Source organism: Stratiformator vulcanicus, assembly GCF_007744515.1.
Classification (GTDB): Bacteria; Planctomycetota; Planctomycetia; order Planctomycetales; family Planctomycetaceae; genus Stratiformator; species Stratiformator vulcanicus.
The window spans coordinates 1,919,723-1,938,814 of record NZ_CP036268.1 but is presented as its reverse complement, the minus strand read 5'-3'; the positions used below and the strand labels follow the sequence as shown (position 1 = coordinate 1,938,814).

At 57.6% G+C, this 19,092-nt stretch carries 18 protein-coding genes; all 18 read right to left on the bottom strand.

Annotation, left to right across the window (positions count from 1 at the left end):
- Nucleotides 1-3: 3 nt before the first annotated feature.
- Entirely contained in the window at nt 4-726 is a 723-nt protein-coding gene (locus Pan189_RS07540; RefSeq protein WP_145363327.1) for a hypothetical protein, read from the bottom strand.
- Nucleotides 723-1,646, bottom strand: coding sequence for a DUF6754 domain-containing protein (locus tag Pan189_RS07535; RefSeq protein WP_145363326.1), 924 nt, complete (start codon nt 1,644-1,646; stop codon nt 723-725). The genes Pan189_RS07540 and Pan189_RS07535 overlap by 4 nt, the downstream gene beginning before the upstream one ends.
- Nucleotides 1,647-1,649: 3 nt before the next feature.
- Complete coding sequence (locus tag Pan189_RS07530; protein ID WP_145363325.1) at nt 1,650-2,780, bottom strand: hypothetical protein; 1,131 nt, start codon at nt 2,778-2,780, stop codon at nt 1,650-1,652.
- A 53-nt stretch (nt 2,781-2,833) separates the two neighbouring features.
- Nucleotides 2,834-4,672, bottom strand: coding sequence for a glutamate mutase L (locus tag Pan189_RS07525; protein ID WP_145363324.1), 1,839 nt, complete (start codon nt 4,670-4,672; stop codon nt 2,834-2,836).
- A 194-nt stretch (nt 4,673-4,866) separates the two neighbouring features.
- The gene (locus Pan189_RS07520) at nt 4,867-5,259 is read right to left on the bottom strand and encodes a hypothetical protein (RefSeq protein WP_145363323.1); all 393 of its coding nucleotides are present in this window, start codon (nt 5,257-5,259) and stop codon (nt 4,867-4,869) included.
- Nucleotides 5,260-5,704: 445 nt separating this feature from the next.
- Nucleotides 5,705-6,127, bottom strand: coding sequence for a DUF6210 family protein (locus Pan189_RS07515; RefSeq protein ID WP_145363322.1), 423 nt, complete (start codon nt 6,125-6,127; stop codon nt 5,705-5,707).
- A gap of 240 nt (nt 6,128-6,367) precedes the next feature.
- Complete coding sequence (locus tag Pan189_RS07510) at nt 6,368-7,147, bottom strand: TatD family hydrolase (protein WP_145363321.1); 780 nt, start codon at nt 7,145-7,147, stop codon at nt 6,368-6,370.
- A gap of 2 nt (nt 7,148-7,149) precedes the next feature.
- The gene (locus Pan189_RS07505) at nt 7,150-7,593 is read right to left on the bottom strand and encodes a hypothetical protein (RefSeq protein ID WP_145363320.1); all 444 of its coding nucleotides are present in this window, start codon (nt 7,591-7,593) and stop codon (nt 7,150-7,152) included.
- 7 nt (nt 7,594-7,600) lie between these two features.
- Nucleotides 7,601-9,220 carry an NADH-quinone oxidoreductase subunit N gene (locus tag Pan189_RS07500; RefSeq protein ID WP_145363319.1) on the bottom strand — a complete coding sequence of 540 codons (1,620 nt, stop codon included), beginning with the start codon at nt 9,218-9,220 and terminating at the stop codon, nt 7,601-7,603.
- The gene (locus tag Pan189_RS07495; RefSeq protein WP_145363318.1) at nt 9,217-10,866 is read right to left on the bottom strand and encodes a complex I subunit 4 family protein; all 1,650 of its coding nucleotides are present in this window, start codon (nt 10,864-10,866) and stop codon (nt 9,217-9,219) included. Before Pan189_RS07495 ends, Pan189_RS07500 begins: the two co-directional genes overlap by 4 nt.
- Before the next feature lie 59 nt (nt 10,867-10,925).
- Nucleotides 10,926-12,827, bottom strand: coding sequence for an NADH-quinone oxidoreductase subunit L (gene nuoL / locus Pan189_RS07490; protein ID WP_310821219.1), 1,902 nt, complete (start codon nt 12,825-12,827; stop codon nt 10,926-10,928).
- A 290-nt stretch (nt 12,828-13,117) separates the two neighbouring features.
- A complete protein-coding gene (nuoK, locus tag Pan189_RS07485; protein ID WP_145363316.1) occupies nt 13,118-13,417 on the bottom strand; it encodes an NADH-quinone oxidoreductase subunit NuoK in 300 nt (99 codons plus the stop codon).
- Nucleotides 13,418-13,498: 81 nt separating this feature from the next.
- Nucleotides 13,499-14,065, bottom strand: coding sequence for an NADH-quinone oxidoreductase subunit J family protein (locus tag Pan189_RS07480; RefSeq protein WP_145363315.1), 567 nt, complete (start codon nt 14,063-14,065; stop codon nt 13,499-13,501).
- Nucleotides 14,062-15,450 (bottom strand): complex I subunit 1/NuoH family protein, encoded by a 1,389-nt coding sequence (locus tag Pan189_RS07475; RefSeq protein ID WP_310821218.1) that lies wholly within the window; start codon nt 15,448-15,450, stop codon nt 14,062-14,064. Before Pan189_RS07475 ends, Pan189_RS07480 begins: the two co-directional genes overlap by 4 nt.
- A gap of 146 nt (nt 15,451-15,596) precedes the next feature.
- Nucleotides 15,597-17,072 (bottom strand): hypothetical protein, encoded by a 1,476-nt coding sequence (locus tag Pan189_RS07470; RefSeq protein WP_145363314.1) that lies wholly within the window; start codon nt 17,070-17,072, stop codon nt 15,597-15,599.
- Nucleotides 17,073-17,302: 230 nt separating this feature from the next.
- Nucleotides 17,303-17,752: an ExbD/TolR family protein gene (locus Pan189_RS07465; RefSeq protein WP_310821217.1), complete on the bottom strand. Its 450-nt coding sequence runs from the start codon at nt 17,750-17,752 to the stop codon at nt 17,303-17,305.
- 62 nt (nt 17,753-17,814) lie between these two features.
- The gene (locus tag Pan189_RS07460; RefSeq protein WP_145363312.1) at nt 17,815-18,225 is read right to left on the bottom strand and encodes an ExbD/TolR family protein; all 411 of its coding nucleotides are present in this window, start codon (nt 18,223-18,225) and stop codon (nt 17,815-17,817) included.
- The gene (locus tag Pan189_RS07455; RefSeq protein WP_145363311.1) at nt 18,222-19,082 is read right to left on the bottom strand and encodes a MotA/TolQ/ExbB proton channel family protein; all 861 of its coding nucleotides are present in this window, start codon (nt 19,080-19,082) and stop codon (nt 18,222-18,224) included. Before Pan189_RS07455 ends, Pan189_RS07460 begins: the two co-directional genes overlap by 4 nt.
- Nucleotides 19,083-19,092 lie beyond the last annotated feature (10 nt).

Here is a 19,092-nt window from a genome sequence, read left to right as displayed (position 1 = left end):
CAATTAATCTCCGCCCAAGTAGGATCGATCGATGCCGGAAAGGACCCGCAGCGATGTCGCCACGACGCCGAGCGCAATTCCGATTGTGATCGCTCTCATTCCGGCCGCGGTGGGAACGTCACGAATTGTCTCCTTTAAAACCTCAAGCCGGAAGTAGGCCCAAAAGTTCGGCGTCTCAGTAGGATCAACGGGGAACTCCGGTAGCCAGCCCGTTAAATACCCCGCAGCGAAAGTCTGGCCCAGCAGCACGATGATGGCAGTCGATAACAGAAGTGTTGCTTCAATGTTCTTCGCGCGAAACGCACGGAATGCAGCTGACGCCACGAAGAAGGCCAGCAGACTGAACATCGTCATATTCAGTGGTGTCAGCACGAACTCGAACAACCACCACAGGGCGGAGCCTTCCTGCTGAAAGTCATTGCCCCATCGCGCGGCCGGGAAGGCCTCGGACGGCGTGACACCGACCTTCAACAGTCCAACGCATAACGTCGTCAGAAACGCGACAATTGTAATTGCCGAGTATCCCCAACCCGGCTTTCGCGCAGTGATCTTTTGCAGGTTGAGTTTGAGGAGATTTAATCCGCCGAGAATGAGCGCCATCGCGGCGATGACATTGAACCACTTGATCGCCGTGTCACCCCATCCCGAGGCGACGGGAAAAAACCACGCCCCGATGAGAACGAAACCGACGACTCCAGCGATAAACAGCGGTATGGTCTGTTTCACTCGCTAGTCTCCAGATTCCAAAAGCCTTTAACGCCGAGCATATTTTCGCTCAGATAGGTAAGCGGACCGGTAAAGACATCTGAGTCGCTAAACTGCGCCGCCGTCGCGATCACACATCCGATGAGGATGAGTAAGCAGGCCAGCAGCTTGCCGAAATCCTGCCCTTTCAAGCTGCCGAGCTGCTGCGGCTCACCAGACAGATAAGCCGACGCCGCAAAGAGTTCTTCGCCAATCAAGGTATAGTCGCACGCGGCCACGAAGAACGGCAATTGGCTCGGCTCCGCGGTCGCTGCGACTTGAACGGCGCCGACGGCCTGCCCCGTCTCAGCAAGCAAGAGCGACTCGGCAAAGAAGGCCCCCATATAGAAGCACGCAGCGGGTTCGTCCCGTATCATTTCGCCGGTCACGGCCGCTGAGAAACCAAACTGCTCATCGGTCAGATAGTAAATATCATCCGCGTTGTAAGAATCGGGTCGGCCTGCGAGGAGATAACTCGACTGCACCGTTTCGCGGCACATCGCCATCACAAGCGAGCGGGCGACTGGAACGCGGATTTCCGCGTCGTATTCTGCCGCGGTGCGGGCCACTTTCGCCAGGACCGTAATTCCGGCGATGGTCTGCATATCCTTCACATCCTGGATGCCGGGCACAAACAGAATGCGGCGCCCCATCTCCGTCGCCCGGCCGACCGCTTCCGCCACGGCGTCGAGGCCGGGGATATGCCGAATTTTTAAGTTGGCTCCGCCTCTCGCGGCGACAATAAAGATGCCAATGACTGCCGTCACAAGAATTAAGAACAGACCGGTCCACACGCGTCCCGACTCAACACCGGCCGGAGCAACGAATGCGATTGATACCAGGAGGGATGCGAATATCCCTGCTCCGATCGCAATGCTCGTGATTTGCAATTTGTTCGTCATTAGTTAATCGCTCGACATTAACTCGACGTTGGCCCGCGGAACGGTCAGAGTAGTTCCTTCATCTGTCCGCACTATGACGACGCGTGCCTTCGATCCGGAATCGAGCACAGCCGGTTCGTGCGGCAGTGTATCGACGACCCCCAAAATCCCGAAATAGGGATCACGAATGATCCGCACCGCCGCCCCCGGTTGCAGCCCCCCGGCAGATGCGAGGCCGGTCGGCACTTCTTCCTGATCGGCTGCGCCGATCGGAATCACAATTTGCGGCCGTATCACACCGGCTCGGATCTGCGTCGTCCCGTCGACGGCGGCGTTGCGGCCCTCACAGTTTTGCAGCAGTTCGAATGTCTGTCGGGCCATTGCGATTTCGCCGAAACCTTCGGTGATAATCAGCGTTGTCCCAAGCTGCTCCGATCCAGTGACGGCAACGCCCAGATCGTAGCCCAACAATTCCTTTAAGTCGGCGTCATCGATTCCTCCGGCGATGAGCGCCGAAACCCCGATTTCGATCGCCTTTCGAATCGCGTCGATGGTCATCCGCCGACCGCCGACGACGACTTTGCCCTGATGCTGTGGCTCAATCCGTTTTGCCGTCAGATCATCGTCCGGAGAACTCGTTGCCGTCGCGATCTCGCCGAACGCCTCGCCGCCGATGCCAAAGATGCCTTGCACCAGTGACACCTCGGCTTCGATCTCGGCTCCTTCCTCCGGTTCAATCGCGATGACCTCCCCCGCCAAGAAGGCCTTCACCTCAACGGCACGCGGCTTGCCACGCAGGATGACCTGCCCGGTGACTTCCGAAATGCTCTCGACGACGCCGTCCGTCTTTGAGCGATAGGTGGACGGAAACAGGCCGAACAACCCGTCGCTATGTGCGACGACGTCTCCCTCGTTGACGTGATCGTCGATAGAGACAAGCATCACGCTCGGGACTTCCGCCGCCGGAATCGAAAGCGCATTCGAAACATTAATTGGAATAACGTCACCCGGCATCGACGTGCGAGCCACGACCGTCATCGCCTCCACGTGATCCCCCACCGCGACCAACACCTCACCCTTCAAAGGCAACAGACGTCGCAATCGCAGCCGTGTGCGAGCATCAACGCGAAGTCCGGGGGTGTAGGCGACGGACATGGAGAGAGGTGACGGGTTATTGGTGAGGGGTGAGAGGCAAAGTAATCGGTACCTCAATAAAGGGCGAGAGCTTCGACACTGTCGCGGACGATCTTAGAGGAACTTTCCGCGTCCCACATCAACGGCCGTCTTCGCGCGTCGAGAATCAACCCGACTTCGCCGCCGCGGACTTCGCGAGTGATTTCCCGACCCTTTCCCGCGCCGCAGTCGAAACCGCGAGCGGGAAGGATCGTCACCTTTGCCCGTTGCTCCGCAGAAAGCGGAAATAACTGCAACTCGCCGACGTTGAGCGAGCCCCGCTCATTCAGGTCGCCGGACATTTCGAACTCGAAGCACAGCCGACCCGCTTTGCCCGCTCCCCGTGGCGCAACGCACGTGCCCAGGTAGATGAGGCAGTCCCGCTCGAAGACCTCCAGTGCCGCCTGCTCATGCACCTCGGCCAGCACACCGAGGTGCGGCATCATGAAAATGCTATCCTTCGCCAGCGTCGTGAAACCTTCGGGCTCGAATGCATCGATCAGCATCGCCGCCGTCTGCTGCATCCGCGGGGCGTGCGACAGCACACCGCCCGAGGCCACCAGCAGGTCGAGCCGCATGTTATCGACGATCGACTGCCCCCCCGCCCCTTGCGTAAAGGTATCGCCGATCGTCCGCTGTTGTTGCACGCCCTTTAAGGTCGTCGCGAATTCTTTGTGCTGCTGATAGGCGAGCCGCAACGCCTCGCGCGCGACCGCTTGTTCAAAGACAAGGGCCTCCATCGTCTGCGGGATCGTCGTGGGACGGATCATCTTGTTCTTGACCCGGTTCCGAAGTTCGCGCGGGTCCATGTCGAGATGCACCCAACGAAGCACGTTTTCCAGCGTTGCCTCGGCGACGACGTTTGAAATCGAATAGCTCATCCCGAGGTTCGCGCTCACCGTCCGGTTGAACTTCGGCTCGCCGGTCTCGGGTTCGATGAAGACGCTAAATACGTCTGTCGTCGCCCCGCCGATATCGACACCCACGGCGTTAATCTTCTGAGCGAGGGCAATTCGTTCGAGGATATTCCCCACCGCCCCGGGCGTCGGCATGATCGGCGCGTCGGTCCAGTCGATCAGCTTGGGATAGCCGGGGGCATGGGCCATGACGTGTTCGAGGAACAGATCGTGAATCGCATCCCGCGCCGGTGCGAGGTCTTCCCGCTCCATGATCGGCCGGACGTTCGGCACCGTTTTCAGCGCGAACTCGCTGCTGAGTGTTTTCTCGACCGTTGCCTGAGCTTGCCCGTTGCCCGCGTAAATGATCGGCATCTGATATTCGCCGCCGAATCGCGGGCGGGGCTTCGCCGGAGCGATCAGTTCGGCCATCTCGACGACCTTCTTGACGTTCCCGCCATCGGTGCCGCCGGCGAGCAGGATCATGTCGGGCCGCAGTTCACGGATCCTTTGGATCCGTTCGTGCGGCTTGCGGTGATCGTTGACGGCGAGGGTGTCCATCACGATCGCCCCTGCCCCGAGGGCCGCCCGCGTCGCCGACGCCGCCGACATCTCGCTGATGACCCCCGCCACCATCATCTGCAGCCCACCCCCGGCCGAAGAGGTCGAAATATAGATGTCGCACCCCTGGGGCTTCCCGTCAGGCCCGACGCCCGCGGGGCGGATGATCTCGCCCTGTTCATTGACGAGCCGCCGGCCCGCCAATTCGCCGACCTCCGTCGCAGCGTTGATCACCCCAACCGTCACGTCGGCAGCCGGCTCTTCAACGGTGGTCGGTGCTTCGCCGCGGTGCGTTTGCCGATAAACGCCATCGACATTCTCGATCAAAATCGCCTTAGTCGTCGTCGACCCACAATCGGTGGCGAAGATGACGGAGGGGGAGGTGGTGGGCGGGATCGTCGAGTCGCTATCGGACATCGGGAGTCACGCTCCCTTCCGAAAGCGACGGGTGGCTGGGGACGGTCTCGCAGAGCCGCCCCCAGCGAGCGCGGGGTGGATCAGGCATTATTTGTTGACTCCACCGACTGGGGGCTGGCGGCTGTATAGCCGAATAAAATTTTCCGACGGAATGGTTCACGAACCACCTTTCGCGCTCGTCCCCAGCCACCAAGCTACTCCCGGCTCTCCACTTTCCGCTTTCCGCTTTCAGAATCACCAATCGACGTCCTTTCGCTCTCAGCTTCCCCCGCAGTCTCCTCCAACCTCCCTCCGATGTACTCCACCGACCCGCGTTGCTCAAGGAACTCGGCCAATTCGCGGTGAGCCGTCGCATCCGAGATCGCCGAAACCAGCGGATCAAAAAAGTGAATCGCCTGCGATGACACGAAGTTCAATGGCCGCGACGTCTCCAAAGTCATCAGCGCCGGTGCCACCATCCCTCGTCGCACAATCTCCCGGCAAAGCTTGTCAATCACCTCCGCCTGCCGGGCTGTCGGCTCTACGGGCCCGGCATCGACGGCGAACGCGTGCTTGAAGGAGGCAATCAACCGGCTACTTAGAGACATGTCCGACACAAAACAAGGAAAGAAATTCGGGTGCCGGGGGCGTGCCGCCCCGGCAGTGTGAAGTTCGCACGCTTATTGCAACGTGGCCACTGTCGCAGAGCAATGCAGCGGGTGGCAGGGGACGGTCTCGAAGAGCCGCCCCCAGCGAGCGCGGGGTGAAGTCAGAACTAGTTGTTGATCTCAATTTCTGAGGGCGGGCGTATTGCTAACGTAAGTCTTGGGACGCAACTGGTCTCGATCGCTTATTTGCGCCCGTCCCTAGCCACCCAGCCGAAACACTTTAAACAAGAATCATATCTCGAATTGAAACCGTCGGATGTGAGTTCGACAGTCTCTCCCCGGTTGATTGGAAACAAAATTGGCTCGCCGTATGCAAGGCGGCACTCTTTCTCAGTCAATTGACCAAATTGAAGCGAGACCAACAATCATCAGTCAAACTTCATTTTCAATCGCTGTTATCAAAGATGAATATCGCCGGCCCATACGCAGAGTCTACCGGAACCCAACCTTCGACCGAACTATTCCGTGTGAGCTCGTTGACAGATAGAAAGGTCACGCGGTCTTCGGCAGTCTCCCCGCCAAAACTCCAGACAGGCACCTCTGAGAGAAGAGACTGAGTCTCGTCGACATCAGCGTCCTTCATCCTAACGGATGTACTGTCGCCACCGAATCTTGATTGGAAGAAACGCCGAAGTTTCGCAGCAACCGGCACACATCCCAGTGGAACAAAAAACCCCTCCTGCGATTTCAGGACGGTCGCTGTGCCACCAGCTTGATGGAAATACACGACATCAGTCGGATGGATGACGATCAGGCCACAACCGAATTGCGCCGCCCCATCAGCGTTCAACAAGAGGGTGTGTCGCATTATAGGGAACTTACAAATTCATGAATGACAGCCAGATTGAGGCGGCGGGTGGCTGGGGACGACGGGTGGCTGGGGACGGTCTCGCAGAGCCGCCCCCAGCGAGCGCGGGGTGAAGTCAGATTCACCCGTTGATCTTACATACTGGGGGCGGACGGCCATACTGCAAATGGAAGCCGTTTGACGTGATCAAACACGACTCAAAATTGCGCCCGTCCCCAGCCACCCATTGGATTTTGGTGATTACTCCAGTACCAACCCGAACAACTCCGCCGCATTCTTCGTTGTCACGGCCGCCATCTCCTCAATATCCAGCCCGACCTGCTCTCCCAGCACACGGCAGGTGTGAACGACGTTTGCCGGTTCATTGCGTTTGCCGCGGTTTGGTTCCGGGGAAAGATAGGGCGAATCGGTTTCGACGAGCAGACGCTCGTGCGGGATGGTCGCGGCGACCGCCCTCAAGTCCTGGTTTTTCTTAAACGTCAGCATCCCCGCAAAGGAAATGTGCATTCCCAGTTTTAGGCAAGCGTCGGCGGTTTGCTGATCGCCGCAGAACGAGTGCATCACCCCGGTTAATGAGCCGCCCCCGGCCGCATTGTTTAGATGCTCGACGACGTCGGCCTCCGCTTCCCGGCAGTGAACGATGAATGGCTTTTTCAGCTCTTGGGCCAGTTCAATATGTTTATAGAACCATTTCGACTGCTCTTCGATCGGAGCGTAGTCCCAATAGCGATCGAGGCCGGTCTCGCCAATGCCGACGACCTTCTCATGGCCCGCCAGTTCGAGTACCCGCTCCCAGTCGCCGTCTTCCGCCTGCGAGACATAATTCGGCTGTATTCCGACGACGGCATAAATATCGTCATGCTGCGTAGCAAGCTCGACGGCGTTGGCACTCGTCTTTGCATTAATTCCGATAGAGAGCATAGCCGCCACCCCGGCCTCTCGAGCCCGCTCGATTGCGGATTCGCGGTCCTCATCGAAGGCATGCTCGTCGAGATGGCAGTGCGTGTCGACGAAAGGCATGACTAACTATCTCCGAGTGAAGCGTCATGGTTCGCGATCTCTCGCAGTTCGTCAAGAATTCGGCTCTCGTTCGATAGGATTTCCAACAAGACCGGTCGACCGTCCGAGACCGAGCCGAGGGCGGCGTTGGTCGCCTCGACAGCGCCAAGGAGCTCGTGCTGATCGCGAATTAACCGCGGAAAAACAGTATTTAGCGCGAGGTACTGCAGGTCGGTATAGTCGACGGGATAGTAACCAAAGTCGGGTATCTCGCGCCGACGAAAAATTAATTCAACCAGCCGATCGACATCCTGCCGTTGGCGCTGGGCGAGTGCGAGCAGATGCACTTTTTTCGACTCTTCTTCATCCGGCACCCACGGGTCGGTTTCCGCCACGTACTGCAACATGCTCCGGCCGAGGCGAGAAAGCAATTGAGCGGGCGTCATCGTGGGGGATGTTAAAAGCATCTTGAGACTATGAGGTGATCGCGCGCGCCACAGACGCGGCAACGTTCACCAACGGTGAGACAATAATACCGGAAACAATCACAGGTATGGCCAAAACCAATAGAAATATATCTTCGGACAGCTTGGGCCGAATCTCTTCAACGTCGGCTGAGTTACTGGGCGATTGCAGAAACATCGACTGAATAATTCGGAGGTAATAAAACAGGCTCGCCACTGTGTTTGCCGAAGCGACGACAACCATAACTGTCATAATCGGTGACAGATTGCCGGCTGCCAAACCCGCATAAAAGACCATAATTTTTCCCATAAACCCGCCCGACGGAGGCAATCCGATCAGGCCATAAAGGCAACACGCCATCGCCACGCATGCAATCGGTAAGTGCGACTTCATCCCACGGCAGCCCTCAATGTCTTCACGAAAAGTGTGATTGCGGATGAAGGCTATGACCGCGAAGGGACCTAAGTTCATAAAGACGTACGCCGCAGCGTAATAGGTGAGCCCCTGTAGGCCCCCCGCGACCGCGAGATGTTCCGGGGCTGTATCAGCCGCCTGCGAGGCGACAAGTGCCGCAGCCGGCCCCATCAACATATAGCCTGCATGGGCGATCGTTGAATAGGCGAACAATCGCTTTAAGTTTGTCTGCGGATAGGCGGCAAGATTTCCGACCGTCATTGTCAGCATTGAGATAACCGCCAACCCGAGACCCAAGTTCACGGCGAGGGATGACCCGGACGCCGCGTCCATTTGAGTCAGCGGCCACAGCAATCTTAAGAGCAGCGCGAAAGCTCCGATTTTCGGTACCACCGAGAGAAACCCCGCCGTCTCGGCCGACGCACCTTCGAATGCGTCGGGACACCAGAACTGAAACGGCACCAGCGCCAATTTGAATCCAATACCGGCGACGGCCAGCAGCACCCCGATCGATGCGGCCCGGCCTAATGAAGACCCGAGAAGTCCATCGGTCTCCGTTGCAATAAGAGAAAGCCTCGGAGCCAATTCCGTCAGCGACATCGTTCCACTTGCACCGGCAATCAGGCTGATTCCGTACAATAAGACGCCAGCCGCTCCTGCCCCATAAATGAGGTACTTCAAGGCCGCTTCGCTACTTTTTCGGCGTCCTTTCTGGAATCCGACGAGCGCATAACCCGGTACGCTCGCCATCTCGACGGCGAGGAACATCATTAATAGATGGTTCGCTTCGGTCATTAAGACGGCGCCGAGCGTCGTGCCGGTCAGCATCGTGTAGTAATCGGGGCCATCGTCTCTGTCGGGAAGTCCCGTCAGCATTGAAAGCCAAACGGTCAGAAAAAAAGCCGCTAAAATCAAGACGCGGAAGACGATCGTGGCTTCGTCCCACCTTAACAGACCGCTGAACAATTCTGTCGGACGCAATGTTCCCGAGCCATCGGCAATCACGTTCGCAACGGGGAGACAAGCAATCGCCAGCGCTGTTCCTGCTCCCAATAGCGCGATCCATTGCGGCGAGATTGCCCGATCGATTTGAAAAAGACGTGCAAGAAGCAGGGCCACCGTCAGGCCGCACAGGGTCAGTTCCGGTGCAAATAACGGAAGCGATACGCCCAGCGTATCGATCGCCAGGATGTCAAGAACTTCTCGCAAGTTCATTCTTGATCGCTCCCGTCAGAAAGCCGGGCGATCTCCGCTTCTTCAGATTCCGTTTGCCGACTCAACTGCACCGCGGCATCCATCCGTTCGACGATTGTTTCAGTCGTCGGTGTCGTCACATCGAAAACGAGCCTCGGATATATTCCAAGTATGATCGCCAAGGCCACAAACACGGAGCCGATCGTTGCCTCCCGGCGGGTGATCGGAGTGATGTCGTCACTATTCGGACCGATGTAACGTGGACCGAGATAGACGCGTTGGATGGCCCAGAGAATATAACCTGCCGTAAGGATGATTCCTGAAGCGGCTAAGGCGGCCATCAAGGGCGAGTAGTTCCAACTCGACAAAACAGTAAATGCCTCACCGATAAAGCCGCACATCCCCGGCAGGCCCAAGCCGGCGAAAATGATTGTGACCGCCAGACCGCCGTAGAGCGGCATTTTATTAAGTAACCCACCGAATTGATTCAGGTTGCGATGATGGACCCGGTCGTAAATCACGCCGACCATAAAAAACATGCCCGCCGACGTGATGCCGTGGCCGATCATTTGGAAGATGGCGCCGTTCATTCCCATCAACCAGAAGTCACGGTTCAAATCGGAACCAGACGCGTCGGCGATCTTCCAGACGCCAATACCGAGCAGCACGTAACCCATGTGACTAACCGAACTGTAAGCGACGAGCCGCTTGAAATCGGTTTGCGCCAGTGCCGCTAGCGCCCCATACAGAATGCTGATCACGCCCATCAGGACGATGACGTAACTCGCCCAATATGTGCCGAGCGGAAATAGGGGATACGCAATTCGCAGCAGTCCGTAGCCGCCTATTTTCAGTAACACACCCGCGAGCAACATACTAATGGGCGTCGGAGCTTCCACGTGTGCATCGGGAAGCCACGTGTGAAAAGGCACGCTCGGCAGCTTTATTAAGAACGCGATCAGCAAGAGGCCGAACGACCAGTATTGCAACGTCTTTGAAAACGACGCCCCGAAATAGTCCCCCGTAGCGGTTCCCTGCCCAATGGCGGCAAGCGTTGCTAAATCGAACGTCGGGCTTGCCCCGGCTGAGCCGCTACCGACATAAACCATGAGCATCACGATTAACATTAATACGCTACCGACGAGCGTATAGAGAAAGAACTTGATCGCCGCATATTCCTTTCTCGGACCGCCCCAGATGCCGATCAGGAAATACATCGGAAGCAGCATGACTTCGAAGAAAACATAGAACAGAAAAAAGTCGAGGGCACAAAAGACGCCGAGCATCCCCGTTTCGAGAAGCAAGAATAAGATGAGGTAGCCCTTCACCTGCTTTTCGATTCGCCACGATGCGAGCAGCGACAGAAACCCCAACAGGCTCGTGAGAATCAATAACGGCAGGCTGATTCCATCTAACCCGAGCCGGTAGCCGATGTTCCACGTCGGAATCCAGGCGAGATCGACGAACAGCCGGAAGCCGGCTTCGTTTGCGGTTTGTCCGAAATACCTTGGGAGCAGCGGCACAAATGTCAGTATGAGAACGAGACCCGTCACGCCGGCAGAAAATCGCTTCATCGCCAGGTCGTGCTCGCCGTTAAACAGCAGTAGCGCAAGCGCACCGAGCGCGGGAAGAAATATGATCGTGCTGAGTAAAAACGCGTCCGACATTAATTATTCATACGGTGTGGATATCGAATCATAAAAAAGCGAGTTGGCTTCTTCGGCCATCACGCCAGCAGAAATATTGATGCCAAGGAGACAAGCAGGATCAAACCGGCCGCAATAAACATGACGTATTGGCGAAGCATTCCGGTTTGAAGCTCTCTGGCTGCTCGTCCGCATGACATCGCGACTGTTGCAACGCCGTTGACTGCACCGTCAATAAATATTTCGTCAAACTTTCGGTCAAGTCTCGCGACCCATTTGACAGATCGTGCGAGCCCGTGGATCACTTGATCGATCAGATGCTCATCAAGCATTGCCACGATCCACCCCAGAGTTTTAACCGGCCCGACGAATACTGCGGCGTACAATCGATCAAAGCCCCAGCCGGACGCGAAGAATGCGCGAAGGGGACCGAGTATTGCAAACACCTTATCGCCGAGTAGAGCGGGAAATGCGAAGAGCACCCCGGCAGCGACAGTGCCGATCAACGCGCTCACAATACCGAGCAGAGGTACGTTACCGTGGGCATGTTCTCCAAATTCAGCGAATCCGTGATCCGCTATTACCGCGTGCGAAAGCACTCCCGCCAATTCACCCTCTTCGCCCTCCCAGCCGACAAACACGCTGCAAAGAGCCAGCAGGACCAGTGGCAACGTCATCCAGGATGACGACTCCCGCGCGTGTTCACTCGCTTCAGAGCGAGCGCTCCCCACAAAGGTTAAGAACCAAAGGCGGAACATATAGAACGCTGTAATTCCGGCCCCGCACAGCGGAATCCAGAAATAGAGCGGCTGCTTTTCCATGCTTCCGTAGGCAGTAATAAGAATGGCATCTTTGGAATGAAAACCGGATAGGCCGAAGAACTCCATTTCAAATAATCCGAATAGCGGGACGGCAAGGCCACTGATCGCGATCGTTCCGATGAGCATTGTGCCGGCGGTGATCGGCATTTTCCGCCATAAGCCTCCCAACCGCGTGACATTCTGCTCGTGGTGGCAGGCGTGAATAACGCTGCCCGCCCCGAGAAATAAGAGTGACTTAAAAAACGCGTGGGTGATCAGGTGCAACACCCCGGCCGTCCAACCGCCGATGCCGAGCGCGAAGACCATATAGCCGAGTTGTGAAATCGTTGAGTAGGCGAGGATGCGCTTGATGTCGTTCTGAAAGACTGCGGCAATCGCTCCAATAATTAAGGTCGTCAATCCACAATAGGTGATGATCGCCAAGACGTCTTCGGTGAATATCGGGTAGACGCGTGCAATCAGAAATACACCGGCAGCGACCATCGTCGCGGAATGCACGAGCGCAGAGACCGGTGTCGGACCGGCCATGGCATCCTTCAGCCACGTTTGCAGCGGGAATTGGGCACTCTTACCAACACAGCCTGCAAAGATGCCCAATCCTGCAATTGTCAGCCAAGGGCCAGTTTCAGTCAAACGCAATGTAGAAGCGATGCCTGGCGCGAACCTAAAAACCGGCTCGTAGTTCAAAGATCCTGATGCGTGAAAGAGGAGAGCCATTCCGATCAGAAAACCCGCATCGCCGATGCGGTTCATAATAAACGCTTTATTGGCAGCCGAGCTGGCGTATTCGCGTTCCTGATAAAAACCGATCAGGAAGTAACTCGTCGCTCCCACCAGTTCCCAAAACACGAATGTCTGAAACAGGTTGCCGCTGATGACCAAACCCATCATTGCGAAGCTGAACAAGCCGAGGAATGCGAAGAAGCGATCGAAGCGGCCGCGGCGGTGCAGGTGATTGCCGTCTACATCGACTTCATGGTCGGTAAATTCGTCGGTCAGCTCGTCGTCCATATACCCTAGAGAGAACACATGGACGCACAGCGAAACGAGCGTCACGATGAGAAACATAACGATCGTGAGAAAGTCGATGTAGCAATCGATGACAATTTTGATATCACCGAATTTCGCGAGATTAAAAAAAGTCCCGCCGATCCAACTCATAGAGTAGCCAAAAACCTCACCGGTAGGTCCGCCCATCGGAAATACGGCGACCGGCCCTATTCCATCTAAATTTATAGCGGGCTCGTAGTCCAATGGCGTACTGAATGGATTACTCAGAAAGACGACAAGTGACGCTGCAAAACTCGTCGCGATACAACCAGTTGCGATAAACCCCGGCAGTCGAGTGGTTCGATTCCGTGCCGAAAAGCCGGCCAAGATATTAATGACAAACCCAACCAGCGGGGCGAGCCACGCGGTGGTTAGTAGGGTCGGAATGTCGAGGTAGGAAATCAACCTTTAAGCTCGTCGGCGCGGTCGATGTCGATCGTCAGGTGGTTGTTATAAAAGTTTAGCGCGATGGCGAGGGCCACTGCCGCTTCGGCGGCGGCAAGCACGATAATAAATAAGGCCGCGACCTGTCCGTCGAGGCCGAGGTCGGTGTATCGCGAGAAGGCCACGAAATTCACTCCCGCCGCGTTCAGGACCAGTTCCACGCCCATCAGAACCCCGATGCCGTTGCGCTTCGTCATCATGCAGAGTATTCCGCAAGCGAATAACGCAGCTCCAACGAATAAGTAGGCGTTTAACATGGGACAGCACTGAACGAACAGGAGTTTCTTGTGATCAGGCAGACTAAGGTTTATTCGTTTGACGCTTGGGATACTTGTGAATTAATCATCGCCGGGTTCGGAACGTCGTTTTGCTCTGGCCAAATAGGCCGCGGCGATTAACACGACCAGCAGGTGAATCGACACGATTTCAAATGGCAGAAGGAAACCGATGCCGGTCTCTCCACCGGGAACATTTCCAATTCCTAAGAGCTTTAGGCCGAGCGGTCTTGTTGTGTCGCCTTGGGCGTAAACGGAGTCGCCTGGTGCAGTGATCGCGGGCGACCAGTCGGTTGCGACGGCTGCCGAACAGAGGACTCCGAACAGACCCAGCCCGATGAACCCTGTGATAACTTTCTCGAACTTGGAAATTTCCATGCGGACATAAGGGCCGGTCGCCGTGAGCATCACGCCGAAAATTAAGAGTACGACCGTTCCGCCGACGTAGATTAAGAGTTGTGTTGCCCCGACAAAATCGGCCCCAAGCAGAAAGTAGAGACCTGAGACGCCGCCGAGCGAAACAATTAGCCAGAACGCCATTCGCACAACATTCGGCGTGATGACGACCGCGAGTGCACCGCCACAAGTGACGAGAGCGAGGAATCCGAAGAGAAGCAGTTCCAGACTCATTCAACGACCTCCGTCGGCGAGTCGGGAGAGTCGAGCAGCCAAGGCTGATCAGCTTTCTTAAACTGTTCTGTAACCGGTCCTGAGCCGCTGTCGGGCGTGCCGTCGTCCTCTTCATCGCTTGCGGGAACGCCCTCCGCAGCATGGGACGCGCGATTGGCCGGGGAGGCCGCTGCGGCGCGGGCGGCTCGGACTCCGATCGGCTCAGTCAACGCCGTCGGATAGTCCAACAAGCTCGTGCGGCCGAGCGTGGTTGCGAGAACCAGCGGCCAAAGAATCGTGCCGAGGAACAGAAAGCAACTAATTGGAATTAAGTACTTTAGGCAGGTCGCCATCACCTGATCGATTCGCAGTCGCGGGAGAGTCCAGCGAACCCAAATTTGCACGATGACGCCAAGGCCGCCCTTTGCGAGGACGATGCTCGCACCGACCGCATTGGCAAGATAAGCCCCGATCGAAAGTCCTTCGATCCCGACATCGGGACTCCATGTTCGCAACGAGCCGATGGCGCCGTCGATCAATGGAATTCCGCTGAACCAAGCCCCAAGAAACAACACTGCCGCAATGACGCTGACAAGGAACATGTGCCCGTATTCAGCGAGCATGAACAGTGCCCATCTCATGCTGGCGTACTCGGTGTGGAAGCCCCCCACCAGCTCGCTTTCCGCTTCCGCGAGATCGAACGGGGCCCGTTTGCACTCGGCCGTGGCGACGGTGAAGTAGATGATGAACGCGATGAGTACGAACGGGTTATGAAAGACCAGCCAGTTCGGAAAGAACCACCCGCTTTGGGTCTCACCGATCACGGAAAGATCGAGCGATCCGACCGCCACAACCGGGATGACGGCGCAGATCGAGAGCGGGATTTCATAGCTGACCATCTGAGCGGCCTCGCGCATCCCTCCGAATAACGACCATTTCGAGCCGCTGGCGTATCCCGCGAAGACGATCCCAACGACCCCGATCGAGACGATCGCAAGAAGGAGGAACAGGCCTGCGCTGGAGGCATACGCGACCCAATCACGCGAGAACGGCAGGACGAGAAAGCCGCCGAATGCTGCGATGGCGGCCAGATATGGGGCCATTCGGAAGAGCCATCGGTCCGCCGAAGCCGGGGCGAGGTCTTCTTTTTGAATCAGTTTGATACCGTCGGCAAGCCCCTGCAGCCAACCGAATTTACCGCCGACACGCGTCGGGCCGAGTCGATCCTGGATGCGACCGGAAACCTTTCGCTCCGCCCAAATTGCGACGAGTGGGACGAGGCCGAACAGGTTAATCAGAACGAACGCGTGTATCGCCGCAGCTGTGAAGATCGCAAGCGCCTCCGGCAGGCCGAATTGGCCTGAAAGCATCTCGGCGATGGTCGCACCGAACAGCGGGGCGGGCATGAGTGAGTGTCAATCGCGGTCGTTAGGCTCGTGCCGGAAGGCCGTCGACTCGTTGGCCGGGGCGGCAGCCTCCCTGCGCCGTCACAATGGAGCGATTACGGAAACCGCTCCGGTCGCGAAAGATTAACGGGAAGCGGTCAGGCACGCTACTTTGCGGACGCGTCTCGAAGTCGCAGGGTTCGGATACGGTGTAATAGTGCCGCGACCTTGGCGTGCGTCTGCTGGTCACACCGAATGACGAGGGCCGCGAGATCGCCGGTCCCGAACGGGATCATCGACCCGCCGCGGCCGTCCAGACTGAGCCAAGGGCGGCCGATCGGCCTCAGAAGCAAGGCGACCCGATCGAAGTCGAGCGTGATTGGTTCGCCCGCTCTAAGTTCGGCCGCGAGGTCGCCCACCGGATAAACCGCCGTCTCGGGAAAATCGAAGTTCGTTGTTGGAGTGGTGATCCGCAGGAAATGTCCTTCATTTCTGATGACGAGGTTGAGCTGCTCAAGAGCGACCTGCAGGATCGATTCGATCGCAATCTCCCGAAGGTCGGCGTTGACCTCGGCCATCGCGTCGATGCCGTCGTCGTGCAACGCCACTTCATCGATGAGAATGGGATGACCGAGTTCCAAAGCCAATTCATCCTTCACCTCTTGAAGCGGTTTGTCATCGAAGGCGACGGTAATTTCCTTTTTGAGAGCGCCTCTGAGTTGAGAGCTGGCGCGTTCTCGGAGCCTGACCGCGTTGACCGCGAACTTAGCCCGCGGTGACCATCGCTTGTCGATCGGCAGCTCGATGGTGCCCTCTCGAGCTCGCCGCAACCGGCTCAGCACGACGGTGACCTCCGCCAGCAAGTAATCGGGGGCCTCAAAGGAAAGGATTAATTGGTCGCCAAATTCGATTTGATTCAAGCGTCCGCCCTCGCTGTTCATCCATGGGCCCGATGTCGTCTGCTGGATGACGGACAATAGACCCGTGGCATCGAAGCCGCTCGAACCGTCTTGATACTCGACGGCACACAGGTCGCTGACTTCGAAGACTTCCGACGCCCTGCTCTCATCGGACTCAGTTTGTGTCGTGATTACGTAATACCCATCGCGCACGCTTCCGCTCAGATGAAACGGCTTGAGTACTTCATCAATTGCGATGGTCGCCGGGATGTCGTCGAGCCTCAGCGTGACGTGTTGCTCATCCAGTTTGATGCCGTCATCGAGGAGTGCTCGCTCGTCGATCACGAGATTGGCCTTCAGCTTCGCCTTGAACTGGTTCAGTGCCGAGCGCAGCGTAGTGTTGTCAAAATCAACGGAAGTTGGAGCCAACAGTGCCGCATAGACCTTCGCGTCGATCTCATCCTGTGAGGTGATGGACTCAGCAACGCGGGCGGAGTCGGCAGGCGGCCTCGCTATTTCTTCGCCGTGGCGAAGGGACTTGGGCTTCGGAAATGGAGCACAGCAGGATGCTTTTTCATCGAGTTGGAAAAACCCGCTCCCGGCTCCAACCCCGACGCATCCTGACGCGGGAATGGGCTGAGCAGGAAGCCCTGTGTCGGACAAGTGATATTGCCCGAAAACGCCCGATGTGGTCAGAGCGATGAATCCGCAAACGACAGCAACCCAAAAAATTATCAGTCGCATTGGGCTCTCGGTCTTCGTGGCAGGCGGATGAGTCGGACGGGCACATGAGTTCCGCCCGATGCCTGCAGAAAACGCTGTTCGCGACGCATTTCAACAAGCCGCGCACGAAGTAAGCGGATCACTCTTCGGCTCGCCCATAATCCGCTTAGTTCGTGCGCGGCTTGTCTGAGGGCCCATAATCCGCTTACTTCGTGCGCGGATTGTATGAGGCTCGACGCTCGAACGACCGGCTACTCCGCGTCGGTCGCGAAGTGGATTGACTGGAAGCCGCCGGAGACGCAGGCGTCGTAGACGCGGATGACTTCACCGGTCGGGACTTCGGGGCCGACGTCGAGGATCGCGGGCATTTCGGAGGCTGCTTCGGCCTCAACTAATCCGTCGAGCACGGCTTCGAGGGCATCGAGATCGGGATGCGTGACGCCGTTAACAGTCGCGGCCGTGGCCTCGCCTGCCCTACTCAGCCGAATCCATAACTCACCCAGCGGTGGTGGCTGGTCCTCCGGAGAGACGCTTGAGGCGATCTTTCCGCCGGCCAATTCCGTCGCCAGCAGAAGCTCCGGTGTCTGACCGACCGAAGCGCAGACGAAAAAAATCAGCAGCAGGAAAACCACGTCAATCATCGGCGTCATCGCCTGATCGGCGGCAGCACTGCGATCGATTTCGTGGCGAGGGATACGCATGGAAAGAGGTAAGCGGTTATTGGTGAGTGGTGAGAGATAGGGCGGCGGGCTGCGCCCGCTGATCATTCCGGTACGACTGCGAATTTGACGTCGTTGATGCCCGCCTTCGCGCAAGCGATCAACAGCGGCTCGACCTCCCGGAACGGGACCGACTTATCGGCCCGAATCCGGATTTCAAATGGCTCATCACCTTTGTTTGCCTCCGCTATAATCATTTGCTCGGCTGCATCGCGGTCCTCCGCACGGCTGCCCACCAAGACCCGGAGATCCTCCGTCACCGTGATCACCAGTTTTCGCGGTGGTGACTCGTGTTCCCGCGAGGCGGCGAGCGGTAGACTGACATCCTCTCGTGATTCGGTCCGGACGAAATGGCTCGCCACCAGAAAGAAGATGATCAGGATGAAGATGACGTCGATCAGCGGCGTGACATTGAATCGCAAGCCGCCACGTCGATTCGAGGCGGCGACCCTCATGCCTGTCGCTCCCGAGTGAGAGTGACCGACGGCACCGACTGACCGGAACCGGGTGGTTGAGGCAACGGTCGGCCGACCGCTTCCCTACTGGCGTCGGCCTTTCGGGACTCTTTCGTGCGACGGCCGCGGGTCCGCTTGAAGTCAGCGAACACTTGCTCCGCGAGTAAAGAGGTCTCGGCGACCAGTTCGTCGATGCGGTTTCGCAGAAACGCGAACGCCGTCAGGGCCGGGACAGCGACACCGAGGCCGAGCAGCGTCGTCACGAGCGCCCGATAGATGCCGGGGGCAAGTTCGGCCACTTGGGGATTGGCTTTGGTTTCAAATTCGAGGAATGCCAGGATCATCCCCCACACGGTCCCCATCAGACCGAGCATCGGGGCGATGGTGCCGATCGTCGAGAGGGTGTCGATCTTGCGGAACAGTCGAGCGGCGAACTCCGTACTCGCGTCTTCCATCGCCTTTTCAACGGCGGTGTAACCGAGCGAGACCTCCGCCAGACCGGAAGAAAGCATGTGTGTGAGCAGCCCCGAGCGCTGCCGACAGATCTCTTGGGCCGCTCCGTATTCCCCCGCCGCGATACAGCGGTGAACGTCTTCGGCCACACCCGACGGCATGAAAGCCGACTTCCGCAGGCGGATCAGGTGCTGCACGATTGAAGCAACCATGGCGATACTCAGGGCCAAAATCCCGTATCCGATGTAACCACCGGCTTCGAGAAGTTGCGTGAGCGAGAGCGAACGCGCTCCATCGGCGACCTCAGCCGGGGGATCGGCTGCGAGGGCCGGCGCGGCGGCCGCGATCAGCACTGCCATCGCGATCAAAACGATGGTCAATCCCTTGGGCAAAAAATGGCGCATGGGCTTTAGA